Source organism: Pseudarthrobacter cellobiosi (assembly GCF_023913755.1).
GTDB lineage: Bacteria > Actinomycetota > Actinomycetes > Actinomycetales > Micrococcaceae > Arthrobacter > Arthrobacter cellobiosi.
Genome location: NZ_JAMXBJ010000050.1, coordinates 653,342 through 676,327 on the forward strand (window position 1 = coordinate 653,342; position 22,986 = coordinate 676,327).

A 22,986-nucleotide genomic window follows, 5' to 3' on the forward strand; every position below is an offset into this window, starting at 1 on the left:
TCCATCCTTAGCCCGGGATACAGCGGTCTGATCAGGCCACTTCGGGCGGAAGCATCAGCTTCGCACCGGGAATGGCATTGAGCAGCGCTTTGGTGTACTCCTGCTGAGGGGACTCGAAGACATCGTCCGTGGAACCGGTCTCCACCAGCTTGCCCTTTTCCATCACACAGACGTGGTCGGCAATCTGCCGCACCACAGCCAGGTCATGGGTGATAAAGAGGTAGGTCAGCCCGAGGTTGGCCTGCAGGTCCGCGAGCAGGTTCAGCACCTGCGCCTGGACCAGCACATCCAGGGCGGACACCGCTTCGTCGCAGATGATCACCTCGGGGTCCAGGGCCAGGGCACGCGCAATGGCGACGCGCTGCCGCTGGCCGCCGGAGAGCTCGTTCGGGAACCGCTGCATGCTTGACTGCGGCAGAGCCACCTGGTCGAGCAGCTCGCGGACTTTCTTCTCCCGGCTCGCTTTGTCGCCGATCCTGTGGACGCGCAATGGCTCCTCGATGGTACGGAAGATGTTGTACATCGGATCCAACGAGCCGTAAGGATCCTGGAAAATGGGCTGCACCCGCCGTCTGAACTTGAAAAGTTCCGACGGCTTCAGCAGCGACGTGTCGACGCCGTCGAAAAGAATCTTCCCCTCCGTAGGCTTTTCCAGCTGCAGCACCATCTTGGCCACAGTGGACTTGCCGGAGCCGGACTCCCCCACAATCGCAGTGGTGGTTCCCCTGGCGACGTCGAAGCTGACCCCGTCCACGGCTGCGAAATCCGTCGACTTCCCCAGCCCTTGCCGCAGCTTGTAGACCTTGCGCAAGTCCCTGATCTCCAGGACATGGTCCGCCGCGGCCGCCTCCGCATCAGGGGCGATAAGATCAGACGCTTCCACGCCCTGTTCCTTGGCGACCTGGATCCGGCGGCTGGCCAGTGAAGGCGCAGACTCAACCAGCCGTTTGGTGTAAGGATGCTGCGGATTCTGGAGCAACGCCAGCGAAGGTCCAGCCTCTACCACCTGCCCCCGGTACATCACCACAACCTTGTCCGCACGCTCGGCCGCCAGCCCCAAGTCATGGGTGATCAGCAGCACGGCCGTGCCCAGTTCCGTGGTCATGGTGTCCAGATGATCCAGGATCTGCCGCTGGACCGTGACGTCCAGTGCCGAGGTTGGCTCGTCCGCGATCAGGAGCCGCGGCTGGCAGGACAACCCGATGGCGATAAGTGCCCGTTGGCGCATACCCCCGGAGAACTCGTGCGGGTACTGGTTTGCCCGCCGGTGGGCGTCTGGAAGTCCCGCCTGAGCCAGGACCTTGGCGATGTCGTCCGGACCACTGGGCTGGCCGTTCGCGCGAAGGGTCTCCTTGACCTGATAGCCGATCTTCCAAACCGGATTAAGGTTGGACATCGGGTCCTGCGGAACCATGCCGATCGTGTTGCCACGGAGCTCGATCATCCGCTTCTCGGTGGCATGGGCGATATCCTCGCCATCAAGAAGGATTTGCCCACCGGACACCGCGCCGTTGTTCGGCAGGAGGCCGATCGCGGCTAAAGCCGTGGTGGATTTGCCTGAGCCGGACTCCCCCACGATGGCCACGGTTTCCCCGGGCATGATGGTCAGGTGGGCGTTGCGGACCGCCTTAACCTCGCCAGTGCTGGACTGGAACGTGATGGCCAGGTCTCGGATTTCCAGGAGGGGTTTAGTTCCTGAATAGCCTGCCTCGTCGATGTGAACGTCGGGAATTGTCATCTTGTCGTCTCTCATCGCTGCCGGCTCTTCGGGTCGAGGGCGTCGCGCACGGCGTCACCCAACATGATGAAGCTCAGGACCGTAACGGACAGGGCTGCCGCGGGATAAAGCATGATTTCCGGTTTCGTCCGGATGGACGACTGAGCGCCGGCAATATCGTTGCCCCAGGACATGATGCTTTGCGGCAACCCAATGCCCAGGTACGACAGTGTGGCCTCCAGAACAATGAAGATGCCCAAATTCAAGGTTGCCAGGACGATGATCGGCGCCAGAGCGTTCGGCAGGACATGGCGCAGGAGCGCCCCAACCTTCGACACACCCAGAGCGCGGGCGGCTGTCACGAAATCAGCATTTCGGACCTCGATGACCGCGCCGCGCGCGATGCGTGCCATTTGCGGCCACGCCAGCAAGGCAATGATCACCACTACAGTCCAGACGCTCTTGTTGTCCCGGAAGAAGGGCAACTGGGTGATAACGAGAGCCCCAAGAACCAGAGGCAAAGCGAAGAAAATATCACCGAGTCGAGCCAGGACCGAATCTACCCAGCCGCCGTAATAGCCCGCGATCGCCCCAATCGTCACTCCGATGAGCACGACGCAGAGCACAGACAGGACGCCTACGGAGAGCGAAGCCTGCGTTCCGTGGACAACCCTCGAATAGATGTCGCACCCCTGAAACGTAAACCCGAAGGGATGCCCGGCGGTTGGACCGGCCTCCGAATTGCCGAGTTGGCAGTCATCGTTAGGCGGCACCGTCGACAGGAGGCTGGGGAACAACGCGATGGTGATCAAAGCCAGAATCAACAGCGACGAAATGATGAACAGTGGTCGACGGCGAAGCTTGCGCCAGGCATCAGCCCACAGACTCAGCGGTGCCTGGTCCGATTTCAGGGCATCCGTTGCCTGCAGCGGCGTCTCGTCGATGGGCGCAACAAAATGAGTGTCTCTACTGGTCATATCGAATCCTCGGGTCCAGCCAGGCGTACAGGAGATCAACGAGCAGGTTGGCAACCACAAACACCAGAACCAGCACGCTGACTATGGAAACAATGGTGGGGCCCTCAGACCGCAAAGTGGCCTGGTAGAGCTTGTTGCCCACGCCTGGAACATTGAAGATGGCTTCCGTGACAATCGCGCCGCCCATCAGACCGCCAAGGTCTGCACCCAGGAACGTTACGACGGGGATCAGGGAGTTGCGCAGGATGTGTGCCAGCACAACGCGGGGCCGTGAAAGACCCTTGGCCGTAGCAGTCCGCACATAGTCTGCGTTCATGCTCTCACTGACGGAAGCACGCGTCAGGCGCAGTACGTAGGCAAAGGACACGAGGCCCAGGACCACTGCCGGCAGCAGCAGGTTGCCCCAGTCGGCGTTGGCACCGACAGTCGGTTTCGCCCAGCCCAGTCGGACTCCGAACACCAACTGGAAAACAAAGCCGAGAACGAACGTGGGAACAGCGATGACCACGAGCGAGGCCACCAGCACTGTGGAGTCAAACCAGCCACCGCGACGCAGACCGGCAAAGACACCGAAGGCCACGCCGAATACAGTCTGGATAACCAGCGCCTCGATGGCCAGCATCGCCGTCACTGGAAAGACCCGCGCAAGGGAGGCCGCGATCGGCTGGCCCGTGAAGTCGTTGCCGAGGTTGAAAGTGAAAATATTCTGAAGGAAGAGTCCGTACTGGACCCAGAACGGTTCATCCAGGTGGTACTGGCTGCGCAGCGTATCGATGACGGCCTGCGGGGGCTGGCGGTCACCGAACAGCGCCGCAATCGGGTCGCCGGGAAGGGCGAACACCATGTAGTAGACCAAAAGCGTGGTGCCAAGGAAGACGGGGATTGCCTGAAGGAGCCTGCGAAGGATAAAGCGGACCACTGGATCACCGGCCTTCGGGGAGCGAAGAGAGGGGTTTCATTTTGTGCCTTCCTGCCGTGCAGGACAATGGGGGCCCGGCTTTATGCCGGACCCCCATACGCCTGGCGGCAAGTTAGATCCTGGAGACTACTTGGCCGTGATGTTGTAGTAGAGGATTCCGCCGTTCCAACCGGTTTCGGCCTTCACAACATTTTCGCTCCACACAATAGGCTTCGTCTGGTCCCACAGGGGCAGACCCGGAAGGTCCTCGAACAGGATTTCCTGTGCCGCATTGAACTTGGCGTTGGCCTCGTCCGTGGTCGTGGCCGCGAGGCCTTCCTGGAGGAGTTTGTCGAACGCGGGGTTCGAGTACTTCTCGTAGTTGGAGGGCGCGCCTGTCGCCCAGACCGGGCCAAGGAAGTTGTAGAGCGACGGATAGTCACCCTGCCATCCTGAGCGGGTCAGACCCGGGAGGGTCGCGGACTTGCGCAGGTTCAGGACTTCAGCGAACTTGGCGAATGGCTGGATCTCGGCCTGAATACCAAGGTTGTTCTTGAAGCCGTTGGCCACGGCATCGATCCATTCCTTGTTGCCGCCATCGGTATTGGAGGCAATCTGCAAGGGCTTGGAGTTGTCGTACGGCTGGATCTTCTCAGCCTGCGCCCACAGATCCTTGGCCTTGGCGGCGTCGAACGTGAGGACTTCGCTGCCCTTGAGGCCTTCCTTGAATCCGTCGATCACCGGCGGCGCGTAGGCCTTGGCCGGCGTGCGGGTTCCGTTGAAGATGACCTTGGCGATTTCCTCACGGTTGATGGCGTAGGAAAGGGCCTGGCGGCGCAGCTTGCCGGCCTCACCCTGGAAATTAGGGTTGTAGCCTGGGATGTTCAGCGTGGAGTTCGAAGCAACTGCCTTGGTGGCGTTGCGGTCCTGGAAGTCGGTGGTGTACGTCTTCAGCGCATTGGACGGCAGCACGTCGGTCACGTCCAGGTTGTTGGCCTGAAGGTCCGTGTATGCGGGGCCCGGATCGGTGTAGAACTTGAAGGTCACGCCGCCGTTCTTCGATTCGCGGGGACCGCTGTAGTCAGCGTTCTTCACGAGTGAGATCGACTGGTCATGTACCCAAGCGCCGGTCTTTTCCATCTTGTACGGGCCATTGCCGATCGGGTTTTCACCGAAGGCCTTCGGGTCCGCCAGGGCGGCGGACGGCAGCGGGAAGAACGCTGAGTAACCGAGGCGCAGCGACCAGTCTGCTTCCGGCTGGGCGAGCTTGACCGTGATCGTTGAATCATCAGTTGCCGTGAGACCGGACATGGTTTCGGCAGTGGGGGCGGGTGTGGACTTCTTCGTCCCATCGGCCGAGGTCTCGGTGGTAACTGCCGAGACATCTGAATATCCTTCGATGGACTCGAAGAAGAATCCGTTCTGCTGCACATTTTTGGAGTTGGCTGCGAAGTTCCAGGAGTCTACGAATGTCTTGGCGGTGATTGCCTCGCCATTCGTGAACTTCTTGCCCGGCTTGACCTTGATGGTCCAGGTCTGGGCGTCGCTGGACTCGATGGATTCTGCCAGAGCTTCGACTGGCTTGCCGTCCGGGCCGTAGGTCCGGAGCCCCTCAAAGAGCAGCTCGACGACGCGGCCGCCGTAGACCTCACCGGTGTTGGCCGGCAGCAAGGGGTTCTGTGGTTCGTTGCTGTACGCGGTGATGACCTTGTTGGGATCACCGGCGGCCTGGCTGGCACCGTCATTGCTGCCGCCTCCAGCGCCGCAACCGGTCAGGGCAAGCGCGGCGATTGCCACGATGCCGAGTGCTTTGGAAGTGCGCGTAAAACGCATTCCGCCTCCTATGAGTTGTGGGAGATATTCAGGGGAAATCTTTTGCTCCCCGACAGGCCCGTCACAGGTTCTCACTGTGACGTGGCCTACATATACGAGTAGCCTAACCGCACAAAGTCCAAATACTGGTACTCCGTTGCCAAACCGTAACCAGTTAATCGTTAATAACTAGCCGGTACCCGGAAGTTGCGCAAGTCACATGTTACTCGCTGGTAGGGGATGCCGCGAATCAAGGACGGGGGCGGGCTCCCACAACGGCGACAAGCCCCCAGGAGGGCCTATTTCAGGCGCCACTCCCACACATTCCACCAAAGGCCCAAAGGGCCTGAGCTGGGCTTGATACCCGTCACGCGGCTGCTGAAAGCCACGGTTCCAGTGGTCTGGTAAAGCGGTAGGCCGTAGGCGCTTCCCCACACGCGTTTGTCGATGTCAGCCAACAGTTCGTCCTGCTTTGCAAGGTCCGTAGTGCCGGACAGTTGCTCCATGGCTTTGTCTGCGTCGCCGTCGGAAAATCCGTTGAAGTTGCTGCCGCCACCGGTTTTAAAGATCTGCGGGACGCGGCTGACGCCGACCCCGGGTCCGATGGAACCGAGGATGGCGGCGTCGTAGCTGCCGCCGCCGAGCGCTTTCGCCCAGTCCGAGCTGCCGAGGCCCGCATCTTCAACGGTGAATCCGGCGAGGCGGGCGGAGTCGCGGATCAGGGAGAAGGCCCGCACGCGGTTGGGGTTGTCCCGGTTGTACAGAATGCGGACCGTCGGGGCAGCATTCCGCAGTTTCGACTTCGCGCCTTGTATGTCCACGTCGGAGTATTCGGCCGAACCGTTGCTCTTCACGGCGTCCGGATACTTCGGATGGGGTGGCAGGAAGACGTGTGAATCCAGGGGTTTCGCGTCGGCGACAAATCCGCCCACCACGTCATCCACGATCTCCTGGCGCGGAACGGTCTTCAGAAACGCTTCCCGGACATCCTTGTCCGCGAACGGTCCCGAAAAGTTGAGATCTAGGTGGTCGTAGCCGGACTGGCTGAAGCGCTGGACGGTATTGCCCTGCTCCACCAGTCCGTCGAAGAGGCTTTCGGTGCCGGCAGAGGGCTGCGGCGCAATGATGTCCGCCTGGCCGTTCCTCAGCGCGGCAATGGCGGTAGAGGCGGCACCGGCGAACCGTACGGTGACGTCATCGAGGTAGGGCTCCGGGCCCCAGACATAGTCCCTGTTCCGGACCAGCCGGATCGAGGAGTCCGGAACGATGTCCCGGACGATGTAGGGGCCGCTGGAAAGGTACATGGCCGGGTCATCCGGAAGCGTCTTGGTGTCGAAACCTGAGTTCCAGAAGTCGCTGACCCGCTTCAGCGGGGCGTTGACCGAGGGCCGGGCGGTGTCGCCCCGGGGAGAGTCCTTGATCAGGTCCACGAGGTCGTTTTCGTCATTGAGGCCGCTTTTGGCGGCGACAACATGGGCGGGGAGCCCAACGTCGAACGCCACTTCCCAATCAGCGTATGGCGAGGCGTATTCCAGCGTGATGGAACGCCCGTCACTGCCGGTCTCCGGAAGTGCGGTGGCCGCCAGGCCGCTCTTGTCAGCTGCAGTCGAAAAATACGTAGTCCCGGTCCCCGCCTGGGGTTCAGCGTTGTCGAAGTAGCCCGAGCCGGCGGCCCAGGACAGGAGGAGGTCGCCGACGTCGATGGCTTCGCCGTCGGACCATTTCACACCCTCATTGACGGTGTACTTCACCTTCAGCGGCTTGTCGGAGATCTTCTCGATCCGGCCGAATTTCTCGTTCCGGACCACCTTCTCGGTGTCATCCACGTAGTAGAACCCGGAATGGGTGATGTGGCCGATCTTGGTGTTGATGTCCGTGTTTCCGTCGGCACTGAACGGGTTGAAGGACGTGAAGGCATTCACCTCGGCCACGGTTACGCTGCCGCCGCGGTTCGTCTCACCAACCACCACCGGAGGCGCTCCCCCCGAAGCGGAGCACCCCGAGATAACCAGCGCCGCAGCGACGGCCCCGGTGATGACCTGAATCAGACGCATCAGGGGCATGCCGTCTCCTTTGCCTGTCGGGAATCAGACGTTGAAGCGGAACATACCTATAATGCCCGCATGACGTTGAATGTCCTTGTTTTTCCTTGAATTCTAGCGGTTCAGGGCGTCGGCCAATGTCCGCCTATCATGAGCATCAGACGCACACCGATCCTTGAAGGAAGCCCATGCCTGTCTCCCCACTTCCTCTACGCAAGCTCGGATTCCTCACTATTGGCCTGTTCGATCCGGCGAATCCAGCCGCAGGGCACGAATCGACGCTGCAGGTCATCGAACTGGGCGAGCGGCTTGGATTCGACAGCGCCTGGCTCCGCCACCGCCATCTGCAGTTCGGAATCTCCTCCCCCATTGCGATCATGGCCGCGGCCAGCCAGCGCACATCCCGGATCGAGCTTGGCACCGCCGTGACCCCGATGGGCTGGGAAAACCCATTGCGCCTGGCCGAGGACCTGGCCACCGTGGATCTGCTCGCCGGCGGACGAATCAACCCGGGTCTCAGCGTAGGTGAACCAATGAACTACGACACGGTGAAACACGAGCTTTACCCGGATTCCGCCGAGCTGGAGGACTTCAGCTACGCACGCGTGGATCGGCTTGCCCGTTTGATCGCAGGGGAACAGGTCCGGGAATTTTCCGGCAAGCAGGGCGTCGTCGAGGAATTCTCCAACCGTGTCGAGCCGCACTCTTCCGGGCTGCGTGAACGACTTTGGTATGGTGCGGCAAGCAAGAAATCGGCCATCTGGGCCGGGGCCAACGGATTCAACCTGCTCTCCAGCAGTGTGATCTTCCCCGAGGCAGACCAAGAACCGTCATTCGCCGACATCCAGCAATCACAGATCCGCGCCTACCGAGAAGCTGCCGCGAATTCCGCCCAATCGCGCGGACAAGCCCGGGTCTCGCAAGGACTGGTGGTGATCCCGACCGATTCGGCTTCAGCGAAACAGCGGGAAAAGTACCAGCGGTACGTCGACGAACGAACTCCCCGCACCCGGGCGCCGCAGGGGCCGAAGAGGATGCTGTTCGCCCAGGATCTTATCGGCACCAGCGATCAGATTGCCGAACAGCTGTACGCACACGCCGGGTTCCAGGAGGTCGACGAAGTGGCATTTGCGCTGCCCTTCAGCTTCGATCAAGAGGACTACGTCCAGATCCTCACCGACATCGCCACGACATTGGGTCCCGCCCTGGGGTGGACGTCAGCAGGTTAAGGATTCAAGCCTGCCGGCTGGAATCACGCGGTCCTACATAGAGCTGCTCCGAACAGGACGGGATCAGCTGATCATTGCCGGGGTGTCTGTCTTGTCTTGCGGATCTGGTGTGGTCATTGCTGGGATCATCCGATCATGTAGACCATGCCGCGTCCCTCGTCAGCGAGGTTCGCCGTAAAGGTCCGCGCCTGCCGAAGGTAGCTCCGGACATAGTCGACCTCACCAGCAACGTCCGGACTGAAGCAATGCGATTCCCGCAGCCGCAACTCCACGTCCTCGGCGCAGACCTCTTCCAGGTCCCTTGCGACAGCCAACACCTCCGGTGGGGTCAGTGTCCGCACCCAAGGCTCCCAACCCATGCCGTTCATGACCACTGCGCCTTCGAACATCCGATAGGCACGACGGGTGATCAGGTCTGGTTCCGCTGGTGCAGTGAGGCACTGCAAATGCCGCCATGCTTTGTCGAGGTACAGCATGTCCCGGTTCGGCACCGCTTGCTCAAACGTCGGGGTGCTGATCGTGGCACCCTGTTCGAATCCCCATGCATCGGCGAGCGGATCATCGGAGAGAAAGCTGAGAGGATCGGCAAGCGCTTGGTCGGTCAGGTTGCCGTCGAATGCGTAAGCGTAGTATCTGATTCCCATTCGCCAAGCATCGCCGGACTGCGGGCTGCACGTAACCGCCACATTCGGGTATGTGGATAACCCTGTGGTTCCTTGGCAGCAAAGGGGTCAGACGTTGAAGCGGAACTCCACTACATCGCCGTCAGCCATCACGTACTCTTTGCCTTCGATGCGTACCTTGCCACGGGACTTGGCTTCAGCCATGGAACCGGCCTCGATGAGGTCATGGAAGGAAACCACTTCAGCCTTGATGAAGCCACGCTGGAAGTCGCTGTGGATGACGCCTGCTGCCTGCGGCGCGGTGTCGCCCTGGTGGATGGTCCAGGCGCGTGTTTCCTTCGGACCGGCCGTGAGGTACGTCTGGAGGCCCAGGGTGTGGAAGCCGACGCGTGCCAGTTGGTCGAGGCCGGACTCGTCCTGGCCGTTCATTTCCAGCATTTCGCGCGCTTCCTCCTCGTCCAGCTCCACAAGGTCGGATTCGAGCTTCGCGTCCAGGAAGATGGCGTCCGCCGGGGCCACCATGGCCCGCAGCTCGTCCTGCTTCTCCGGGCTGCCCAGGATGCCTTCGTCGGAATTGAAGACGTAGATGAACGGCTTCGCGGTCAGGAGGCTGAGCTCCTTGAGGTACTCCATCTCCAGCTTGTCGCTCTTGATCGAGGAGAAGACCGTGTCCCCGCGTTCCAGGACCGCCTGCGCAGCCTTGATGGCTGCCAGTTCGGCAGCTTCCCGCTTCTTGATCTTGACTTCTTTTTCGATCCGGGGAATGGCATTTTCGATGGTCTGAAGGTCAGCCAGGATCAGCTCGGTGTTGATGGTTTCCATGTCCGAGCGCGGATCCACTTTGCCGTCGACGTGGATGACGTCGGGATCATCAAACACCCGGACCACCTGGGCAATGGCCTCGGCCTCACGGATGTTGGCAAGGAACTTGTTGCCCAGACCTTCGCCCTCCGATGCACCCTTCACGATGCCGGCGATGTCCACGAAGGACACCGGAGCGGGCAGGAGGCGCTGCGAGCCAAAGATGTCAGCGAGCTGCTGGAGCCGGGGATCCGGCAAGTTCACGACGCCGACATTGGGTTCGATGGTAGCGAACGGATAGTTCGCAGCCAGCACCTGGTTCCGGGTCAGTGCGTTGAAAAGAGTTGATTTGCCGACGTTGGGCAGTCCGACGATGCCAATAGTAAGAGCCACGAGCATTGATTCTACCGGTTGCCGGACGCATGGGCCCCAGGCGGTCCCCCGCAGTGTCGGCACATGCTGGAACGCCTGGTCGAATATGTCGGTTCCGTAAATTGTCACAGGGTCATGCCACAGTGTGGATATGGATGCTTTAGCCCTGATTCTTGCCCTGTTGATGCTGCTGGTGGGTGCCGTCGCCGGCGCCGCCGCCACCTACTTTTCCCTTCGCCGGCACAGTCGTGCCCTGGAGGAGGACTTCGACGCCGTCTCGTCGCGGCTTTCCGAGGTCAGCGCCCAGTTCGCCGCCGCGGACGCAGAGCGCCGCCTGCTCTCGATGCAGAACCGGGAACTCGGCGAGTCCCGCAACCAGGACGGGAGCGTCCTCCGGGCACTCGCCCCCGTGGCGGAAAAGCTGACCGCGGTGCAGCAGCAGGTGGCACTGCTGGAACGCGACCGCCTAGAACAGTACGGCCAGCTGGCGCAACAACTTCAGGAGGCCAGGCTTTCCGATGCCCAGCTGATCCGGTCCACGCACGCCCTCGAGTCAGCGTTGCGCTCCAACAGTGCTCGTGGACAGTGGGGCGAAGTTCAATTGCGCCGCGTGGTTGAGGCATCGGGCATGCTCAAGCACGTGGATTTCCTGGAGCAGGTCCACAGTGCCGGGGCCGACTCAGCGGTTCGTCCCGACCTCGTCGTCCAGCTGCCGGGCCAGAAGCAGCTGGTGGTGGACGCAAAGGTTCCGTTGTCCTCTTACCTGGAGGCCCAGGAGCTGGGTGCGCGTCAGGACTCGGGTACAACCGGGAGTCCCGGCAGCCAGCAATCCCTGCTGACCGCCCACGCCAAGGCGCTGCGGGCCCACGTGGACTCGCTCAGCAACAAGAAGTACTGGGACATCCCCGGAAACTCCCCCGAGCTGGTGATCTGCTTCCTGCCAGCCGAATCGATCCTGGCCGCCGCCCTGACGGCCGATGCGACGCTGTTGGACCACGCGCTTTCCAGGAATGTGGTTCTTGCCTCGCCCAGTACGCTGCTCGCAGTGCTCAAATCGGTGGCTTTCACGTGGCGCCAGGATGTGCTGACGGACAGCGCGCGGGAACTGTTCGACCTCGCCCGCCAGCTGTACGAACGCATGGGAATGCTCGGCGAAAACGTGGGCAAGCTGGGTTCGTCCCTGAAGTCCTCGGTGGACCGGTATAACGCCCTGATCGGCACCCTGGAAGCGCGGATCCTGCCCACCGCACGGAAGCTCAATGCCATGGATGAATCCGGGCTGCTCACCCCGCCGGCACTCGAGGTCACGCCGCGTACGCTGGCGGCCCCGGAGTTTCAGCAGGACGAAGCCGCCGCCTGACGTTGCCGGAGGCTGGTCAGTTGCGGGACCGGCGTCCGCCGAGCGCACGGCTGACGTCTCCGGCTTCCTTCAGGGTTGCGCGGAGTTCCTTAGGCAACGAGAAAAGGAGGTCTTCTTCGGCCGTGACAACTTCTTCCACGGAGCCATAGCCGTAGTCGGCCAGCAGGCGCAGGACGTCCGTGACCAGGATCTCCGGCACAGAAGCCCCGGAGGTGACTCCGACGGTTGCCACGCCTTGAAACCACGCCTCGTCCACTTCGTTGGCGAAGTCCACACGGTAGGAGGCCTTGGCACCGTACTCCAGCGCGACTTCCACCAGGCGGACCGAGTTCGAGGAGTTGGCCGATCCCACCACAATGACCAGGTCAGCCTGGGGGGAGATCTTCTTGATGGCCACCTGACGGTTGGTGGTGGCGTAGCAGATGTCGTCGCTGGGCGGATCCTGCAGGGTGGGGAATCGATCCTTCAGCAGGCGGACTGTTTCCATGGTCTCGTCCACGCTGAGGGTGGTCTGGGACAGCCAGATGACCTTCTCCGGATCCCTGACGGTTACCTTGTCCACTTCATGGGGACCGTTAATGATCTGGATGTGCTCCGGGGCCTCGCCTGCGGTCCCTTCAACCTCTTCGTGACCGTCGTGGCCGATCAGCAGGATGTCGAAGTCGTCCTTGGCGAACCTCACGGCTTCCTTATGAACCTTCGTCACCAACGGGCAGGTGGCATCAATGGTGCGCAGCCCGCGGTCTTCGGCTGACTGGACGACGGCCGGGGATACGCCGTGGGCGGAAAAGATCACCAGGGCGCCTTCCGGGACCTCATCCGTCTCATCGACGAAGATGGCTCCCTGTGCCTCCAGCGAGCTCACCACGTGGACGTTGTGCACGATCTGCTTCCGGACGTAAACCGGCGGACCGTAGTGTTCCAAGGCCTTCTCGACGGCGATCACGGCTCGGTCCACACCGGCGCAATAGCCGCGGGGCGCAGCCAGGAGTACCTTTTTGGGACCGGTCACCGGAGCCGCGGCGGCTACGTCCTCAGGCGAGCGCCGCCTGCGCGGGACAGTTGGCATCGAGAGGGACACAGCTGAGGGAGTCATCCCTCCATGCTACCGGGTTGGGGCCGCCGCCCCGGCGAGGCGATCCGGATCACAAGGGCCGCCGCAACCAGCACACCGCCGGTTATCGCTGCACCACCTACCCAGGATTGGAAGCTGCTGGAAGCGGCCTCCACAAACGCATCTTTGAACATATCCGAAAGCCCATTGCCGCTCGCCGCCCCCACAACGGCATCCCTCGCGAGTTGCGAGCCGGCAGACCACAGACCGGCCAGTACCAGCGCCGCAAGTCCCACAGCGAAAACCACTGACCAGCGTCGGCGGGCGGAAACCAGGGCCAACGCAAAGGCGATTCCCGCTCCGATGGCAAGGGAGTAGCCGAGCGGCGCGTAGGCGGACACCCTCTCGACCATTTGGCGCTGCTCAGGCTCTCCGACGTTGACCAGCGTGTGCTCCGGCGCAGTCAGCGGGAGTCCGGTGGTGCGTGCTAGCTCCTCCGTCGCCAGCGCCACCAGAGGTGCCACGTCCAACGTAAGCGACGACGGGGAGTCAGGTTCGGCGGGAACCGATGCGGGTGCGGCGAAGCTGAGCCGGTGGCTCTTCCGCAACGTTTCCTCCCAGGCCGCCGGGTAGCCGGGCAAGGCTGTGAGTGAACCGGCAGCCGCCTCAAGCACTGGCGTGACCAGACCTGCCAGGGCGTCCGGGATGGCCCCTGTATCGATGGTGCCCACAGCGGCCGCGGCGAGCCGCTGCTGGAATTCTGCGTCCTGCCCCAGGGGAGCGGCCAGGGCCACAAAGCCATCCTCCTGAACCACGTTGCGGTCAAGCCAGATGGCGGGTACGGCCAGGGCGGACAGCAGAACTCCCACGACGACGGCGATGGCTGAAACGAAGGTGCGCAAAACAGGTCCTCACGGGTTGGCGGCAGCACAGCCATCATAGGGCTGGTGTCTGGACAAAGAATGTCAGTCTCGGGTGATACAGCTTATGGATAAGGTTGAATGGCAACCGCCAGTTCACTGACAGCACTCCTTTGACTGACGGCCGCCATTCAAGCACGAACCGCTACCTCCCGAACAAAGGACCACCATGCCGCCACCCACAGCTTCCCGGGGCAGCGGACATGTCTGAACCGGCAGCTCTGCCAGGAACTGCTGCCACCACGTTGCCTGCCACGGCCGCTGAGACCAGCCCGGACAATCCATGGCCGCTGCAGTTGTTGTCCCAGAAACTCAAAGCCCACATCGATCGCACCCCGTCCGCATGGGTCGAAGGCCAGGTCATCGAAATGAACCGCCGCGGCGGTAACGCGTATCTCACCCTCCGGGACGTGGACGCGGAAGTTTCCCTGCCGGCGTCGGTTTGGACCAAGGTTCTAGACCGACAGAACATGCCCCTGGAGCGTGGCTCCCGCGTGGTGGCCTTGCTCAAGCCGGAGTTCTGGCTGAAGACCGGGCGGCTCAACATGCAGGTTCGGGACATCAGGCCTGTAGGGCTTGGCGATCTGCTGGCGCGGATCGAACGGTTGCGCCAGGCCCTCTCCGCCGAGGGGCTGTTTGCCGATTCACGGAAGAAACCACTGCCGCTGCTCCCGCACCGTATCGGCCTGATTACCGGACGGAACTCCGACGCCAAAAAAGACGTCGTCCAAAACGCCGCACTGCGCTGGCCCGCAGTTGAATTCGAGATCCGGGAAGTGGCGGTCCAGGGCAACACCGCGGTCTCGCAAATTATCCGCGCCCTGCAGGAACTGGACAGCCGCCCCGACGTGGACGTCATTGTCATCGCCCGGGGCGGCGGAGCCTTGGAGGACCTGCTGCCTTTCAACAGCGAGGAACTGATCCGGGCTGTCGCGGCCACGGCCACACCGGTGGTCAGCGCCATCGGACATGAGGCGGACCGTCCCCTTCTCGACGACGTGGCGGACCTGCGCGCGTCCACGCCCACTGATGCGGCCAAGCGGATCGTGCCTGACGTTGCCGAGGAACTGGCGGGCGTGCGGCAGGCACGGGAGCACCTGCGCAGGAGCATCGGCAGGCTCGTGGACAGGGAATCGGACCGGTTGTCCGCACTCCATTCCCGGCCTGTTCTGGCCACCCCGGAAGCCATGGTCACCGGACGCGCGGAGGAAATCGAACGCCTCCTGCGGAGATCATCGGCCGCTGTCAGTTCAACCGTAGTACGGGCGGCTGACCAGCTGGTTCACCTGCAGGCCCAGGTCCGTGCCCTGTCACCACAAAAGACGCTGGACCGCGGCTATGCCGTGGTCGAACTGGCCAACGGCCGGCCGGCCCGTACCACTGAAGCTGCTGGCCACGCTGTGGTCCGAGACCCGTCGGAGGCGCCGTCGGGAACTGCGTTGTCCATCCGCGTGGCCCATGGCCTGTTCGGCGCCACTTCCACTGGGGAACTTCAACAAGGAGAAGCACATGCCCGAAACAAAGCCTGACCCGGAAATCCAAGCACTGAGCTATGAGGAAGCCCGCGAACATCTGGTGCAGGTGGTGGCGAAGCTTGAGGCGGGCGGCGCCAGCCTCGAGGAATCCCTGGCACTCTGGGAACGCGGCGAAGCCCTGGCAAAGCGCTGCGAAGAGTGGCTGGAGGGCGCCCGCAAGCGGCTCGCTGCCGCCCGCGACCAGCCACTCTGACCGACCCTCTGACCAGCCCGCGCGGGCCTACCCCTCGGAACAACCCGCCCCCAGGTCAGGACCGTTCAACTAGTTCCCGTTCGATGGGGACATCGAACTCAGCTTCCGGCCATTCCAGCTTCATGTCAGACAGCGCGCCCAGCACCAACTGCTGCACCGCGATCCTGGCGTACCATTTTTTGTTGGCCGGAACCACATGCCAGGGTGCCGCTTCCGTGTTGGTCTCTTCGAAGGCAGCCTGGTAGGCGCCCATGTAGTCGCCCCAGAACGCCCGTTCCTTGAGGTCACCGCTGCTGTATTTCCAGTGCTTGGCGGGGTTGTCCAGCCGGGCAAGGAGCCGGGTCTTCTGTTCATCCTTGCTGATATTGAGCATCACCTTAATGATTTTGGTTCCGGCCTCGGTCTGGCGTGCCTCGAACTCATTGATGGCCCGGTAGCGGCGCCTAAGTTCGTCAGGCGTCGCCCAATTATGGACCCGGTGGATCAGGACATCCTCATAGTGGGAGCGGTCGAAGATGCCCACCATGCCCGCTCCGGGCACCTCCTTCTCGATCCGCCAGAGGAAGTCATAGGACTTTTCCTCCTCGGTGGGTGCCTTGAAAGCCTTGAACTGGACGCCCTGCGGATCCATGGTGGCCATGACATGCTTGACGATTCCGCCCTTGCCCGCGGTGTCCATGGCCTGCAGGATCAGCAGAAGCCGTTTTCTCCCGCCGAAGCGCGACTCCGCGAACAGCTTTTCCTGAAGTTCCGCCAACGCGCCGTCCAGTTCAGCCAGAATTGTCTGGCCATCGGCCTTGTTGCCCTTGTAACCGGGCGTCGCGTCAGGGTCGGCGTCGGCCAGGGAGAAACCTTTCCCCACCTTCAGCGTTTGGGACGGGTGCTGCTTGAACTCAACCAAGTCGGCCATCGGGGTCCTTTCCCAAGGTTCCACGCGCCGGAAGGCGCGTCACCACAGGCTAGTTCCCTTGGTACCGGCTAAGGAAGTCCCCCATGCGTCCGATCGCTTCTTCAATGTCCTTGACGTTCGGCAACGTGACCATGCGGAAGTGGTCGGGCCGGACCCAGTTGAACGCCCGCCCGTGTGACACCAGGATCTTCTGCTCCTTCAGCAGGTCCAGGACAAATTTCTCGTCATCACGGATGTGGAAGACCTCCGGATCCAGGCGCGGGAACAGGTACAGCGCGCCACGGGCCTGCTGCGTGCTCACACCGGGGATGGCGTTGAGCATGTCGTATGCCTTGTTCCGCTGTTCCAGCAGCCGCCCGCCGGGGAGGATGAGGTCATTGATGCTCTGGTAGCCGCCGAGCGCGGTCTGGATGGCGTGCTGGGCGGGTACGTTGGCACAGAGGCGCATGTTGGCCAGGAGGCTGATGCCCTCCAGATAATCGGAGGCATCCTTCTTCGGGCCCGAGATGGCCATCCAGCCGGCACGGTAGCCGCAGACGCGGTAGGCCTTGGACAGCCCACTGAAAGTGAGGCAAAGGACGTCGTCGCCCGTCAGCGCGGCCATGTTGATGTGCACGGCGTCCTCGTACAGGATCTTTTCGTAGATTTCATCGGCGAAAAGGATCAGGCCGTGCTTCTCGGCCAGCGCCACGATCTTCTTCAGGGTCTCTTCCGGATAGACCGCGCCCGTGGGGTTGTTGGGGTTGATCACCACGATGCCCTTGGTGCGGGGCGTGATCTTGGCTTCAAGATCCTCAAGGTCCGGCTGCCAGCCTGATTCCTCATCGCAGAGGTAGTGCACGGGCTTCCCGCTCGCCAGGGCAACGGAAGCGGTCCACAGCGGGTAGTCCGGTGTGGGGATCAGCACCTCGTCGCCGTCGTTGAGCAGCGCCATGAGCGACATGGTAATCAGTTCGCTGACGCCGTTGCCCAGGTAGATGTCGTCCACATGGATGTTCTGGATGCCGCGGGTCTGGTAGTACTGGGAGACCGCGGTCCGGGCCGAGAAGATGCCCCGGGAGTCGCTGTAACCCTGGGCATGGGGCAGATGGCGGATCATGTCCACCAGGATCGCGTCCGGGGCTTCAAATCCAAACGGCGCAGGGTTTCCGATGTTCAGTTTGAGGATCCGGTGACCCTCCGCCTCCATCTGCTGGGCGGCCTGAAGGATCGGTCCACGGATGTCGTATAGGACGTTGTGAAGCTTGGTGGACTGCTTGAATTCTGCCATCCATCAAATATGCCATAGGACGGATGTACTTCCGTTGAGACCTCAGACACAGACGTGTGGAGAGCGGACGACGGCGGCTGCCGGCCCGTGTGGGTCCGGCAGCCGCCGTCGTGATTGCGTTGTGGAGTCAGGTGTTACTTGACGATGCCCTTGTCCTTGAGCCACGTGGCGGCGGCGTCTTTGGCATTTTGCTTCTGGCTGCCGCTGACTGCGCGGTTGAGGTTGACCAGGTCGTCGGTGGTGAGGATCTTCGACACGGCATTGAGCGCGTCCTTGGCCTTGTCGGTCATTTTTGCCTTGTTGTACAGAGGCAGGACCTGCTGGGCCTTGAAGTTGTTCTTGGGATCCTCCAGGACCACCAGGTCGTTGTCCGCGATGGACGGTGTGGTGGTGTAGATGTCAGCCACCTGGACGTCGTCGGTCAGCAGTGCCTGCAGGGTCAGGTTGCCGCCGCCGTCGCTGAAGGGCTTCAGTGACTTGAGTTCGCAGCCGTAGTTCTTTTTGAGTCCCGGGAAGCCATAGGCGCGGGTCTCGAACGTGGCCGGCGCCGCCATGGTCAGGTCCTTGCAGACCTTGGCGAGGTCCTCAATGGACTTCAGCTGGTACTTCTCCGCGGTGGCCTTGGTGACCACCATGGCGTCCTTGGACTCGGCCTTGGATGCCTCCAGGACTGCCAAACCCTCGGGGAGCTTGCCCGGCAGCGCCTTGTAGATGTCGTCGGCCGAGACCTCGGCAGCTTCAGGATCCACATGCGAGAGCAGGTTGCCGGAGTAATCCGGGACAAGGTCAACCGAGCCGTCCTGGACCGCTTTGAAGTAGATTTCGCGGGCACCGATGTTGGGCTTGGTGGTTGCCGTGACCCCTGCAGCAGTCAGCGCGCCGGCGTAGATCTCAGCGACGATCTGGCTCTCCGGGAAGTCAGCCGAGCCGACCACCAACGAGCCGCCGCCGGCGCCTCCGGCGCTGGTGCTGGGGGTGGCCAACGGGTCACTCCCGCCGCAAGCCGTCAGCGCGACGGCCAGGCCGACGCCGGCAGCCATGCCAGCCAGTCCCCGGCGGGTAAGGATTATCCTGGTGTTGTCTTTCATGGGGTACCTCCTTGAAGAGCAGCTGGCGCAGGCGCGGCAGCTGGGAGATCAGCGGAGGCCTTTTGGCCACCGTGCAGATCGGTCTTGAGGCCGGGCGAAAGAAGGGCTCTTTGCACCGCGGCCAGGATGAGGTCAACAGCGATGGCCAGCCCTGCAATCAGCAGCGACCCGGCAAGCATCCGCGGGAAGTCCTGCAGCGCCAGGCCGTCAAAAAGGTAGCGGCCCAGCCCGCCCAAGGGCAGGTAGGCAACCACCGACACCGTGGCGATGACCTGCAGCACGGCGGTTCGGACACCGCCGAACATGACCTGCAGCCCGTTGGGCAGCTCAACCCGGAACAGGATCTGCAGCTCGGTCATGCCCATGGCCCGGGCAGCATCCACGACGGTCCTGTCCACACTCGAAATACCTGCGTATGTTCCGGCAAGGAGCGGCGGCACGGTCAGGATGACCAGTGCCCACACCGGCGGCATGAGGCTGCTTCCCGCCAGGAGCGCGAAGAGGACCAGCAGGCCCAGCGTGGGCAGAGCCCGCAGCGCACCTGCCACCGCTACAGCCACCACGCGTCCGCGGCCCGTGTGCCCGATGTAGAGCCCTGCCGGGACCGCGATGGCAGCGGCAATCACGAGGACCAGCCCGCTGTACTGAAGATGTTCGAGGAGCCGGACGGGGATGCCGGAACTGCCAGTCCAGTGCAGGGGATCGGCTATCCAGGCGAGGGTGTCAACAAAAATGTTGCTCATGGCGCGGCCCCTGTGTGGATGTTGGCGTCGGCCAGGTAGCTGGCGGCGGAAGGCGCCGCGGGGCCCGAGGCTTTAGCGGCGCGGGTCCAAGGCGTCAGCAGCCTTTCCAGGACGACCAGTACAGCATCCATCAGCAGCGCGAGCACCAGGATGGCGATGATTCCCACCACCACTTCCGTGACGAAGTTCCGTTGCAGTCCATCGGTAAACAGCATGCCCAAGTTCCCCACGCCCAGCAGTGCCGCGACGCTAACCAGGGAGATGTTGCTGACGGAGACCACCCGCAGCCCGGCGAACATCACCGGAAGGGAGAGAGGCAGGTCGATCTGGACAAAGCGCAGCCACGGCTTGTACCCCATGGCAATCGCAGCTTGCCGGAGATCCTCCTCCACGGAGTCAAAAGCATCCAGGGCTGCCCGGACCAGCAGCGCCACCGCATAGATGGTCAGGGCCACAATGACGTTGAGCGGGTCCAGGATCCGGGTTGCGAGAATCGAGGGCAGGATGATGAACAGCGCCAGCGACGGGACGGTGTACAGCAAGGAACTGGCGGTCACCACCACCGACCGCAGCGCCGGGTGGGTCCGTGCCAACTGCGCCAGCGGAATGGAAATAACCAGCCCCAGGACCATCGGGATCAGGGCCAGGACCAGGTGCTGGCCCGCCAGTCCCATGACCATGCCGCTGTTTGCCAGGAACCACTCCATCAGAGCGCAGCCTGCCTGACCTGGCGGGCTTCCTCAATGACGCCGAGGACTTCCTGTGCCCTGATGGTTCCCAGGACCTTGCCGTCGCCATCCACCGCCACACCTTGGCCGGACGGGGACGAAAGGGCCGAGTCCAGCGCCCGCCGCAGCGTCTCGCCGGGGCGGAAGAGTGACCCGCCCGGGATGAGCTCTGAGTCCGTCCCCGGCCTCGCCCAGCCCAGCGGGCGCAGGTCCGCATCCACCACGAGCTGCCAGTCGGTCACCCCAGCGGGATCGCCGGCGAACTGGCCGGCACTCATCACGAGCGTGGGCACCGGGTGGATGGACACGGCGTCGGACGTGGTGAACCCGAGGTGGCGGAAACCACGGTCCCGGCCGACGAAGGACGCCACAAAATCATTGGCCGGTGCCCGGAGGATTTCCTCAGGGGTGGCGTACTGGGCCAGCCGGCCGCCGACGGCGAAAACGGCCACCTTGTCGCCGAGAACGGTTGCCTCGTCGATATCGTGCGTGACGAAAACGATGGTTTTTGCGAGGTCCTTCTGCAGCCTCAGGAGTTCCTGCTGCAGTTCGTCACGCACCACGGGGTCAACGGCGCTGAACGGTTCGTCCATCAGCAGGACGGGCGGATCGGCGGCGAGCGCCCGGGCCACACCGACGCGCTGCTGCTGGCCGCCCGAGAGCTGGGAGGGGTACCGTTTCCCGAGCGCGGAAGCCAGCCCGACGACGTCGAGCAGTTCCGTGGCGCGCTTGCGGGCCTCAGCCTTGGAAACGCCGTTGAGCCGGGGCACGGTGGCGATGTTGTCCAGCACGGAACGGTGCGGCATCAGCCCGGAGGACTGCATGACGTAGCCCATGGACCGTCTCAGCTCCGCGGCAGGAACCGAGGTCACGTCCCGCCCGTCCACGGTGATCACGCCGGACGTCGGTTCCACCATGCGGTTGATCATCCGCAGCGAGGTGGTCTTGCCGCAGCCGGACGGCCCTACAAAAACGGTGATGGAGCCCCTGTCGATGGACATGGTGAGCTGGTCCACAGCGGGCTGCCCGCCCTGATACTGCTTGGTGACGCTCTGGAACTCAATCATGGCTTGGTCCATTCCCGGACTTACCTGTTCTGTTGGACGGCATCGGACAGTGTTGGGTCATAAGCTCACTGATATTTACGGTAACGCAATCCGTTGCCAGCGTAACCGGATCAGCAGGCAATCCGGGCAAGAGAATCCCTACTGTAATCATTCGTAGGACAACCGCCCGCGGATGGGTCCTCGATCACGGCGGGCCGTGCTGCGCTTACGCCTGACTCTGCCCCGGCTGTAAGCGGCAACCCCTGGAATTCAAGTTCGCGCGGCAGTGGTTTTGACCAGTGGCTGCAAGTGTTTTTGAACAGCAGTAGCCACCGGCGTGGCTTGGCGTGCTGGGATTCCCTTGTCCATTCCCTCGTGTCGTTACGGGGAGAGCCCCTTCCTTCCGCGGTGAAATGGCGATGCCAATCGTCTGTATTGGGGTGGCTTGGGAAAAAGTGAAATATCCGACGCTAAGGTTTTGCCGAGCGTCGTGGCGGCCTGTATTTGCCGGGTTTGATGCGGTTGGCGCGCGGCCAGGTGTAGTCGCCGGTGAGGTTGATGTGTTCCCAGCCCAGCGGTGAGAGGAACCGCAGGAGGTCCGGGTCGATGTCACCGCCGTTGCTGGTCAGGGTAGCGACGGTGCGGTCGAGGTGGACCGTGTTCCAGAGAACGATGGCCGCGGTGAGAAGGTTCAGCCCGCTGGCGCGGTAGCGCTGCTGCTCGAAGGAACGGTCACGGATGTCGCCGAGCCGGTTGAAAAACGCTGCCCGGGCGAGGGTGTTCCGGGCCTCGCCCTTGTTCAGGCCGGCACTGACTTTGCGGCGCAGGCCGGGGTCCTGGAGCCAGTCCAGCAGGAAGAGGGTCCGTTCCATTCTGCCCAGTTCCCGCAGGGCGAGGGCGAGCCCGTTCTGGCGGGGGTAGGGGCCGAGTCTTGCGCATCATCAGGGACGCGGTCACGGTGCCGGTTTTGATGGACGTGGCAAGGCGTAGGATCTCGTCCCAGTGCAGGCCAATCGTTGTCGTGTTGATCGTTCCGCCGATCAGCGGCGCCAGGGTCGGGAGTCCCGGATCGTTGGTAGGTGTGTAGAGGGGTGTGTCGCCGATGTTGCGGATCCGTGGTGCGAACCGGTAGCCGAGCAGGTGCATGAGGGCGAAGAGATGGTCGGTGAATCCGGCCGTGTCGGTGTAGTTCATGGATCGCCAGGTCGGACTCGTGATAGAGCAGCCCGTCCAAAACATAGGTCGCGTCGCGGTCACCAACGTTGACGAGTTTGCTGTGGAAGGGCGAGTACTGGTCCGAGACGTGCGGGTAGATCAGCCGGCCGGGCTCGACACCGTGCTTGGGGTTCACATGCCTGGTAGATTCGGCTTTGCTGCCGGCCCGGAAACGCTGCCCGGAAAAACCAGTGCCAACACTCGCCTGCACTATCCCGCAAACGCGCGGCCCGCTGTGCAGACGGGTACTGAAAATGACACCTCTTAAATATGCCTTGAATTGTCTTGCAAACGATCGTTACCGTTCGGCGACAGGGTACGGCTTAGCGCCAGTTTTCCGCGGGATGGTCCCCGCCCGTTACCTTTTTAGTAGCCCCTTAACGAGTAAGAATTGGGGTTGTTGGCCTGTCGGTCTCGGCATGATTAAGTCCCCCAGTCATCAATGATCCGGGG

Annotated in this window: 19 protein-coding genes and 1 pseudogene; 4 read left to right on the forward strand and 16 right to left on the reverse strand. The window is 62.6% G+C overall.

Annotated features, from left to right (window positions below; genetic code table 11):
- Window positions 1-31: 31 nt before the first annotated feature.
- The 5 genes from NG696_RS20590 to NG696_RS20610 all read right to left on the reverse strand — a co-directional run bounded on the left by NG696_RS20590 (window position 32) and on the right by NG696_RS20610 (window position 7,467).
- Entirely contained in the window at window positions 32-1,738 is a 1,707-nt protein-coding gene (locus NG696_RS20590; protein WP_252576577.1) for a dipeptide ABC transporter ATP-binding protein, read from the reverse strand.
- 11 nt (window positions 1,739-1,749) lie between these two features.
- Window positions 1,750-2,694 (reverse strand): ABC transporter permease, encoded by a 945-nt coding sequence (locus tag NG696_RS20595; protein WP_252576578.1) that lies wholly within the window; start codon window positions 2,692-2,694, stop codon window positions 1,750-1,752.
- Window positions 2,684-3,613: an ABC transporter permease gene (locus NG696_RS20600; protein ID WP_252576579.1), complete on the reverse strand. Its 930-nt coding sequence runs from the start codon at window positions 3,611-3,613 to the stop codon at window positions 2,684-2,686. Before NG696_RS20600 ends, NG696_RS20595 begins: the two co-directional genes overlap by 11 nt.
- 126 nt (window positions 3,614-3,739) lie before the next feature.
- Window positions 3,740-5,425, reverse strand: coding sequence for a peptide ABC transporter substrate-binding protein (locus NG696_RS20605; protein WP_252576580.1), 1,686 nt, complete (start codon window positions 5,423-5,425; stop codon window positions 3,740-3,742).
- A gap of 278 nt (window positions 5,426-5,703) precedes the next feature.
- The gene (locus NG696_RS20610) at window positions 5,704-7,467 is read right to left on the reverse strand and encodes an ABC transporter family substrate-binding protein (protein WP_252567458.1); all 1,764 of its coding nucleotides are present in this window, start codon (window positions 7,465-7,467) and stop codon (window positions 5,704-5,706) included.
- 167 nt (window positions 7,468-7,634) lie between these two features.
- On the opposite strand from NG696_RS20610, the gene NG696_RS20615 reads away from it, so the two are divergent.
- Entirely contained in the window at window positions 7,635-8,675 is a 1,041-nt protein-coding gene (locus tag NG696_RS20615; protein ID WP_252576581.1) for an LLM class flavin-dependent oxidoreductase, read from the forward strand.
- A gap of 125 nt (window positions 8,676-8,800) precedes the next feature.
- Here the strand turns inward: NG696_RS20615 and NG696_RS20620 are convergent, their stop codons facing one another.
- Window positions 8,801-9,319 carry a DUF1877 family protein gene (locus NG696_RS20620; protein WP_252576582.1) on the reverse strand — a complete coding sequence of 173 codons (519 nt, stop codon included), beginning with the start codon at window positions 9,317-9,319 and terminating at the stop codon, window positions 8,801-8,803.
- Window positions 9,320-9,406: 87 nt separating this feature from the next.
- Window positions 9,407-10,492, reverse strand: a complete 1,086-nt coding sequence (ychF, locus tag NG696_RS20625; RefSeq protein ID WP_104062221.1) for a redox-regulated ATPase YchF — start codon at window positions 10,490-10,492, stop codon at window positions 9,407-9,409.
- 130 nt (window positions 10,493-10,622) lie between these two features.
- Here ychF and NG696_RS20630 point away from each other — a divergent pair, with 130 nt between their 5' ends.
- The gene (locus NG696_RS20630) at window positions 10,623-11,831 is read left to right on the forward strand and encodes a DNA recombination protein RmuC (protein WP_252576583.1); all 1,209 of its coding nucleotides are present in this window, start codon (window positions 10,623-10,625) and stop codon (window positions 11,829-11,831) included.
- A gap of 16 nt (window positions 11,832-11,847) precedes the next feature.
- On the opposite strand, the gene NG696_RS20635 is transcribed toward NG696_RS20630, so the two are convergent.
- Window positions 11,848-12,927: a 4-hydroxy-3-methylbut-2-enyl diphosphate reductase gene (locus tag NG696_RS20635; protein WP_252576584.1), complete on the reverse strand. Its 1,080-nt coding sequence runs from the start codon at window positions 12,925-12,927 to the stop codon at window positions 11,848-11,850.
- A complete protein-coding gene (locus NG696_RS20640; protein ID WP_252567464.1) occupies window positions 12,924-13,787 on the reverse strand; it encodes a folate/biopterin family MFS transporter in 864 nt (287 codons plus the stop codon). The genes NG696_RS20635 and NG696_RS20640 overlap by 4 nt, the downstream gene beginning before the upstream one ends.
- A gap of 221 nt (window positions 13,788-14,008) precedes the next feature.
- On the opposite strand from NG696_RS20640, the gene xseA reads away from it, so the two are divergent.
- Together xseA and NG696_RS20650 are read left to right on the forward strand one after the other, a co-directional pair.
- Entirely contained in the window at window positions 14,009-15,334 is a 1,326-nt protein-coding gene (gene xseA / locus NG696_RS20645) for an exodeoxyribonuclease VII large subunit (RefSeq protein WP_252576585.1), read from the forward strand.
- Entirely contained in the window at window positions 15,315-15,533 is a 219-nt protein-coding gene (locus NG696_RS20650; protein WP_252576586.1) for an exodeoxyribonuclease VII small subunit, read from the forward strand. The genes xseA and NG696_RS20650 overlap by 20 nt, the downstream gene beginning before the upstream one ends.
- Window positions 15,534-15,588: 55 nt before the next feature.
- On the opposite strand, the gene NG696_RS20655 is transcribed toward NG696_RS20650, so the two are convergent.
- The 7 genes and pseudogenes from NG696_RS20655 to NG696_RS20685 form a co-directional block, all read right to left on the reverse strand.
- Entirely contained in the window at window positions 15,589-16,443 is an 855-nt protein-coding gene (locus NG696_RS20655; RefSeq protein WP_252567470.1) for a polyphosphate kinase 2 family protein, read from the reverse strand.
- Between the two features lie 49 nt (window positions 16,444-16,492).
- The gene (locus tag NG696_RS20660) at window positions 16,493-17,713 is read right to left on the reverse strand and encodes a pyridoxal phosphate-dependent aminotransferase (RefSeq protein ID WP_058931824.1); all 1,221 of its coding nucleotides are present in this window, start codon (window positions 17,711-17,713) and stop codon (window positions 16,493-16,495) included.
- Window positions 17,714-17,847: 134 nt separating this feature from the next.
- On the reverse strand, window positions 17,848-18,801 hold the full coding sequence (locus NG696_RS20665; protein ID WP_252576587.1) for an ABC transporter substrate-binding protein: 954 nt from the start codon (window positions 18,799-18,801) through the stop codon (window positions 17,848-17,850).
- On the reverse strand, window positions 18,798-19,544 hold the full coding sequence (locus NG696_RS20670) for an ABC transporter permease (RefSeq protein ID WP_252567474.1): 747 nt from the start codon (window positions 19,542-19,544) through the stop codon (window positions 18,798-18,800). Before NG696_RS20670 ends, NG696_RS20665 begins: the two co-directional genes overlap by 4 nt.
- Complete coding sequence (locus NG696_RS20675) at window positions 19,541-20,251, reverse strand: ABC transporter permease (RefSeq protein ID WP_252576588.1); 711 nt, start codon at window positions 20,249-20,251, stop codon at window positions 19,541-19,543. Before NG696_RS20675 ends, NG696_RS20670 begins: the two co-directional genes overlap by 4 nt.
- Entirely contained in the window at window positions 20,251-21,351 is a 1,101-nt protein-coding gene (locus tag NG696_RS20680) for an ABC transporter ATP-binding protein (protein WP_305884352.1), read from the reverse strand. Before NG696_RS20680 ends, NG696_RS20675 begins: the two co-directional genes overlap by 1 nt.
- A gap of 437 nt (window positions 21,352-21,788) precedes the next feature.
- Window positions 21,789-22,714 (reverse strand): annotated as a pseudogene (locus NG696_RS20685) (Tn3 family transposase); the annotation flags it as partial.
- Window positions 22,715-22,986 lie beyond the last annotated feature (272 nt).

Excerpts from the sequence above, each read along its gene's own strand:
- NG696_RS20620 (WP_252576582.1), bottom strand. The coding sequence starts at position 9,319 with ATGGGAATCAGATACTACGCTTACGCATTCGACGGCAACCTGACCGAC.
- NG696_RS20680 (WP_305884352.1), bottom strand. The coding sequence starts at position 21,351 with ATGGACCAAGCCATGATTGAGTTCCAGAGCGTCACCAAGCAGTATCAG.
- NG696_RS20615 (WP_252576581.1), top strand. The coding sequence starts at position 7,635 with ATGCCTGTCTCCCCACTTCCTCTACGCAAGCTCGGATTCCTCACTATT.
- NG696_RS20665 (WP_252576587.1), bottom strand. The coding sequence starts at position 18,801 with ATGAAAGACAACACCAGGATAATCCTTACCCGCCGGGGACTGGCTGGC.
- NG696_RS20605 (WP_252576580.1), bottom strand. The coding sequence starts at position 5,425 with ATGCGTTTTACGCGCACTTCCAAAGCACTCGGCATCGTGGCAATCGCC.
- NG696_RS20675 (WP_252576588.1), bottom strand. The coding sequence starts at position 20,251 with ATGGAGTGGTTCCTGGCAAACAGCGGCATGGTCATGGGACTGGCGGGC.
- NG696_RS20660 (WP_058931824.1), bottom strand. The coding sequence starts at position 17,713 with ATGGCAGAATTCAAGCAGTCCACCAAGCTTCACAACGTCCTATACGAC.
- NG696_RS20595 (WP_252576578.1), bottom strand. The coding sequence starts at position 2,694 with ATGACCAGTAGAGACACTCATTTTGTTGCGCCCATCGACGAGACGCCG.
- NG696_RS20610 (WP_252567458.1), bottom strand. The coding sequence starts at position 7,467 with ATGCCCCTGATGCGTCTGATTCAGGTCATCACCGGGGCCGTCGCTGCG.
- NG696_RS20590 (WP_252576577.1), bottom strand. The coding sequence starts at position 1,738 with ATGACAATTCCCGACGTTCACATCGACGAGGCAGGCTATTCAGGAACT.
- NG696_RS20655 (WP_252567470.1), bottom strand. The coding sequence starts at position 16,443 with ATGGCCGACTTGGTTGAGTTCAAGCAGCACCCGTCCCAAACGCTGAAG.
- NG696_RS20630 (WP_252576583.1), top strand. The coding sequence starts at position 10,623 with ATGGATGCTTTAGCCCTGATTCTTGCCCTGTTGATGCTGCTGGTGGGT.
- NG696_RS20635 (WP_252576584.1), bottom strand. The coding sequence starts at position 12,927 with ATGACTCCCTCAGCTGTGTCCCTCTCGATGCCAACTGTCCCGCGCAGG.
- xseA (WP_252576585.1), top strand. The coding sequence starts at position 14,009 with ATGTCTGAACCGGCAGCTCTGCCAGGAACTGCTGCCACCACGTTGCCT.
- NG696_RS20670 (WP_252567474.1), bottom strand. The coding sequence starts at position 19,544 with ATGAGCAACATTTTTGTTGACACCCTCGCCTGGATAGCCGATCCCCTG.
- NG696_RS20650 (WP_252576586.1), top strand. The coding sequence starts at position 15,315 with ATGCCCGAAACAAAGCCTGACCCGGAAATCCAAGCACTGAGCTATGAG.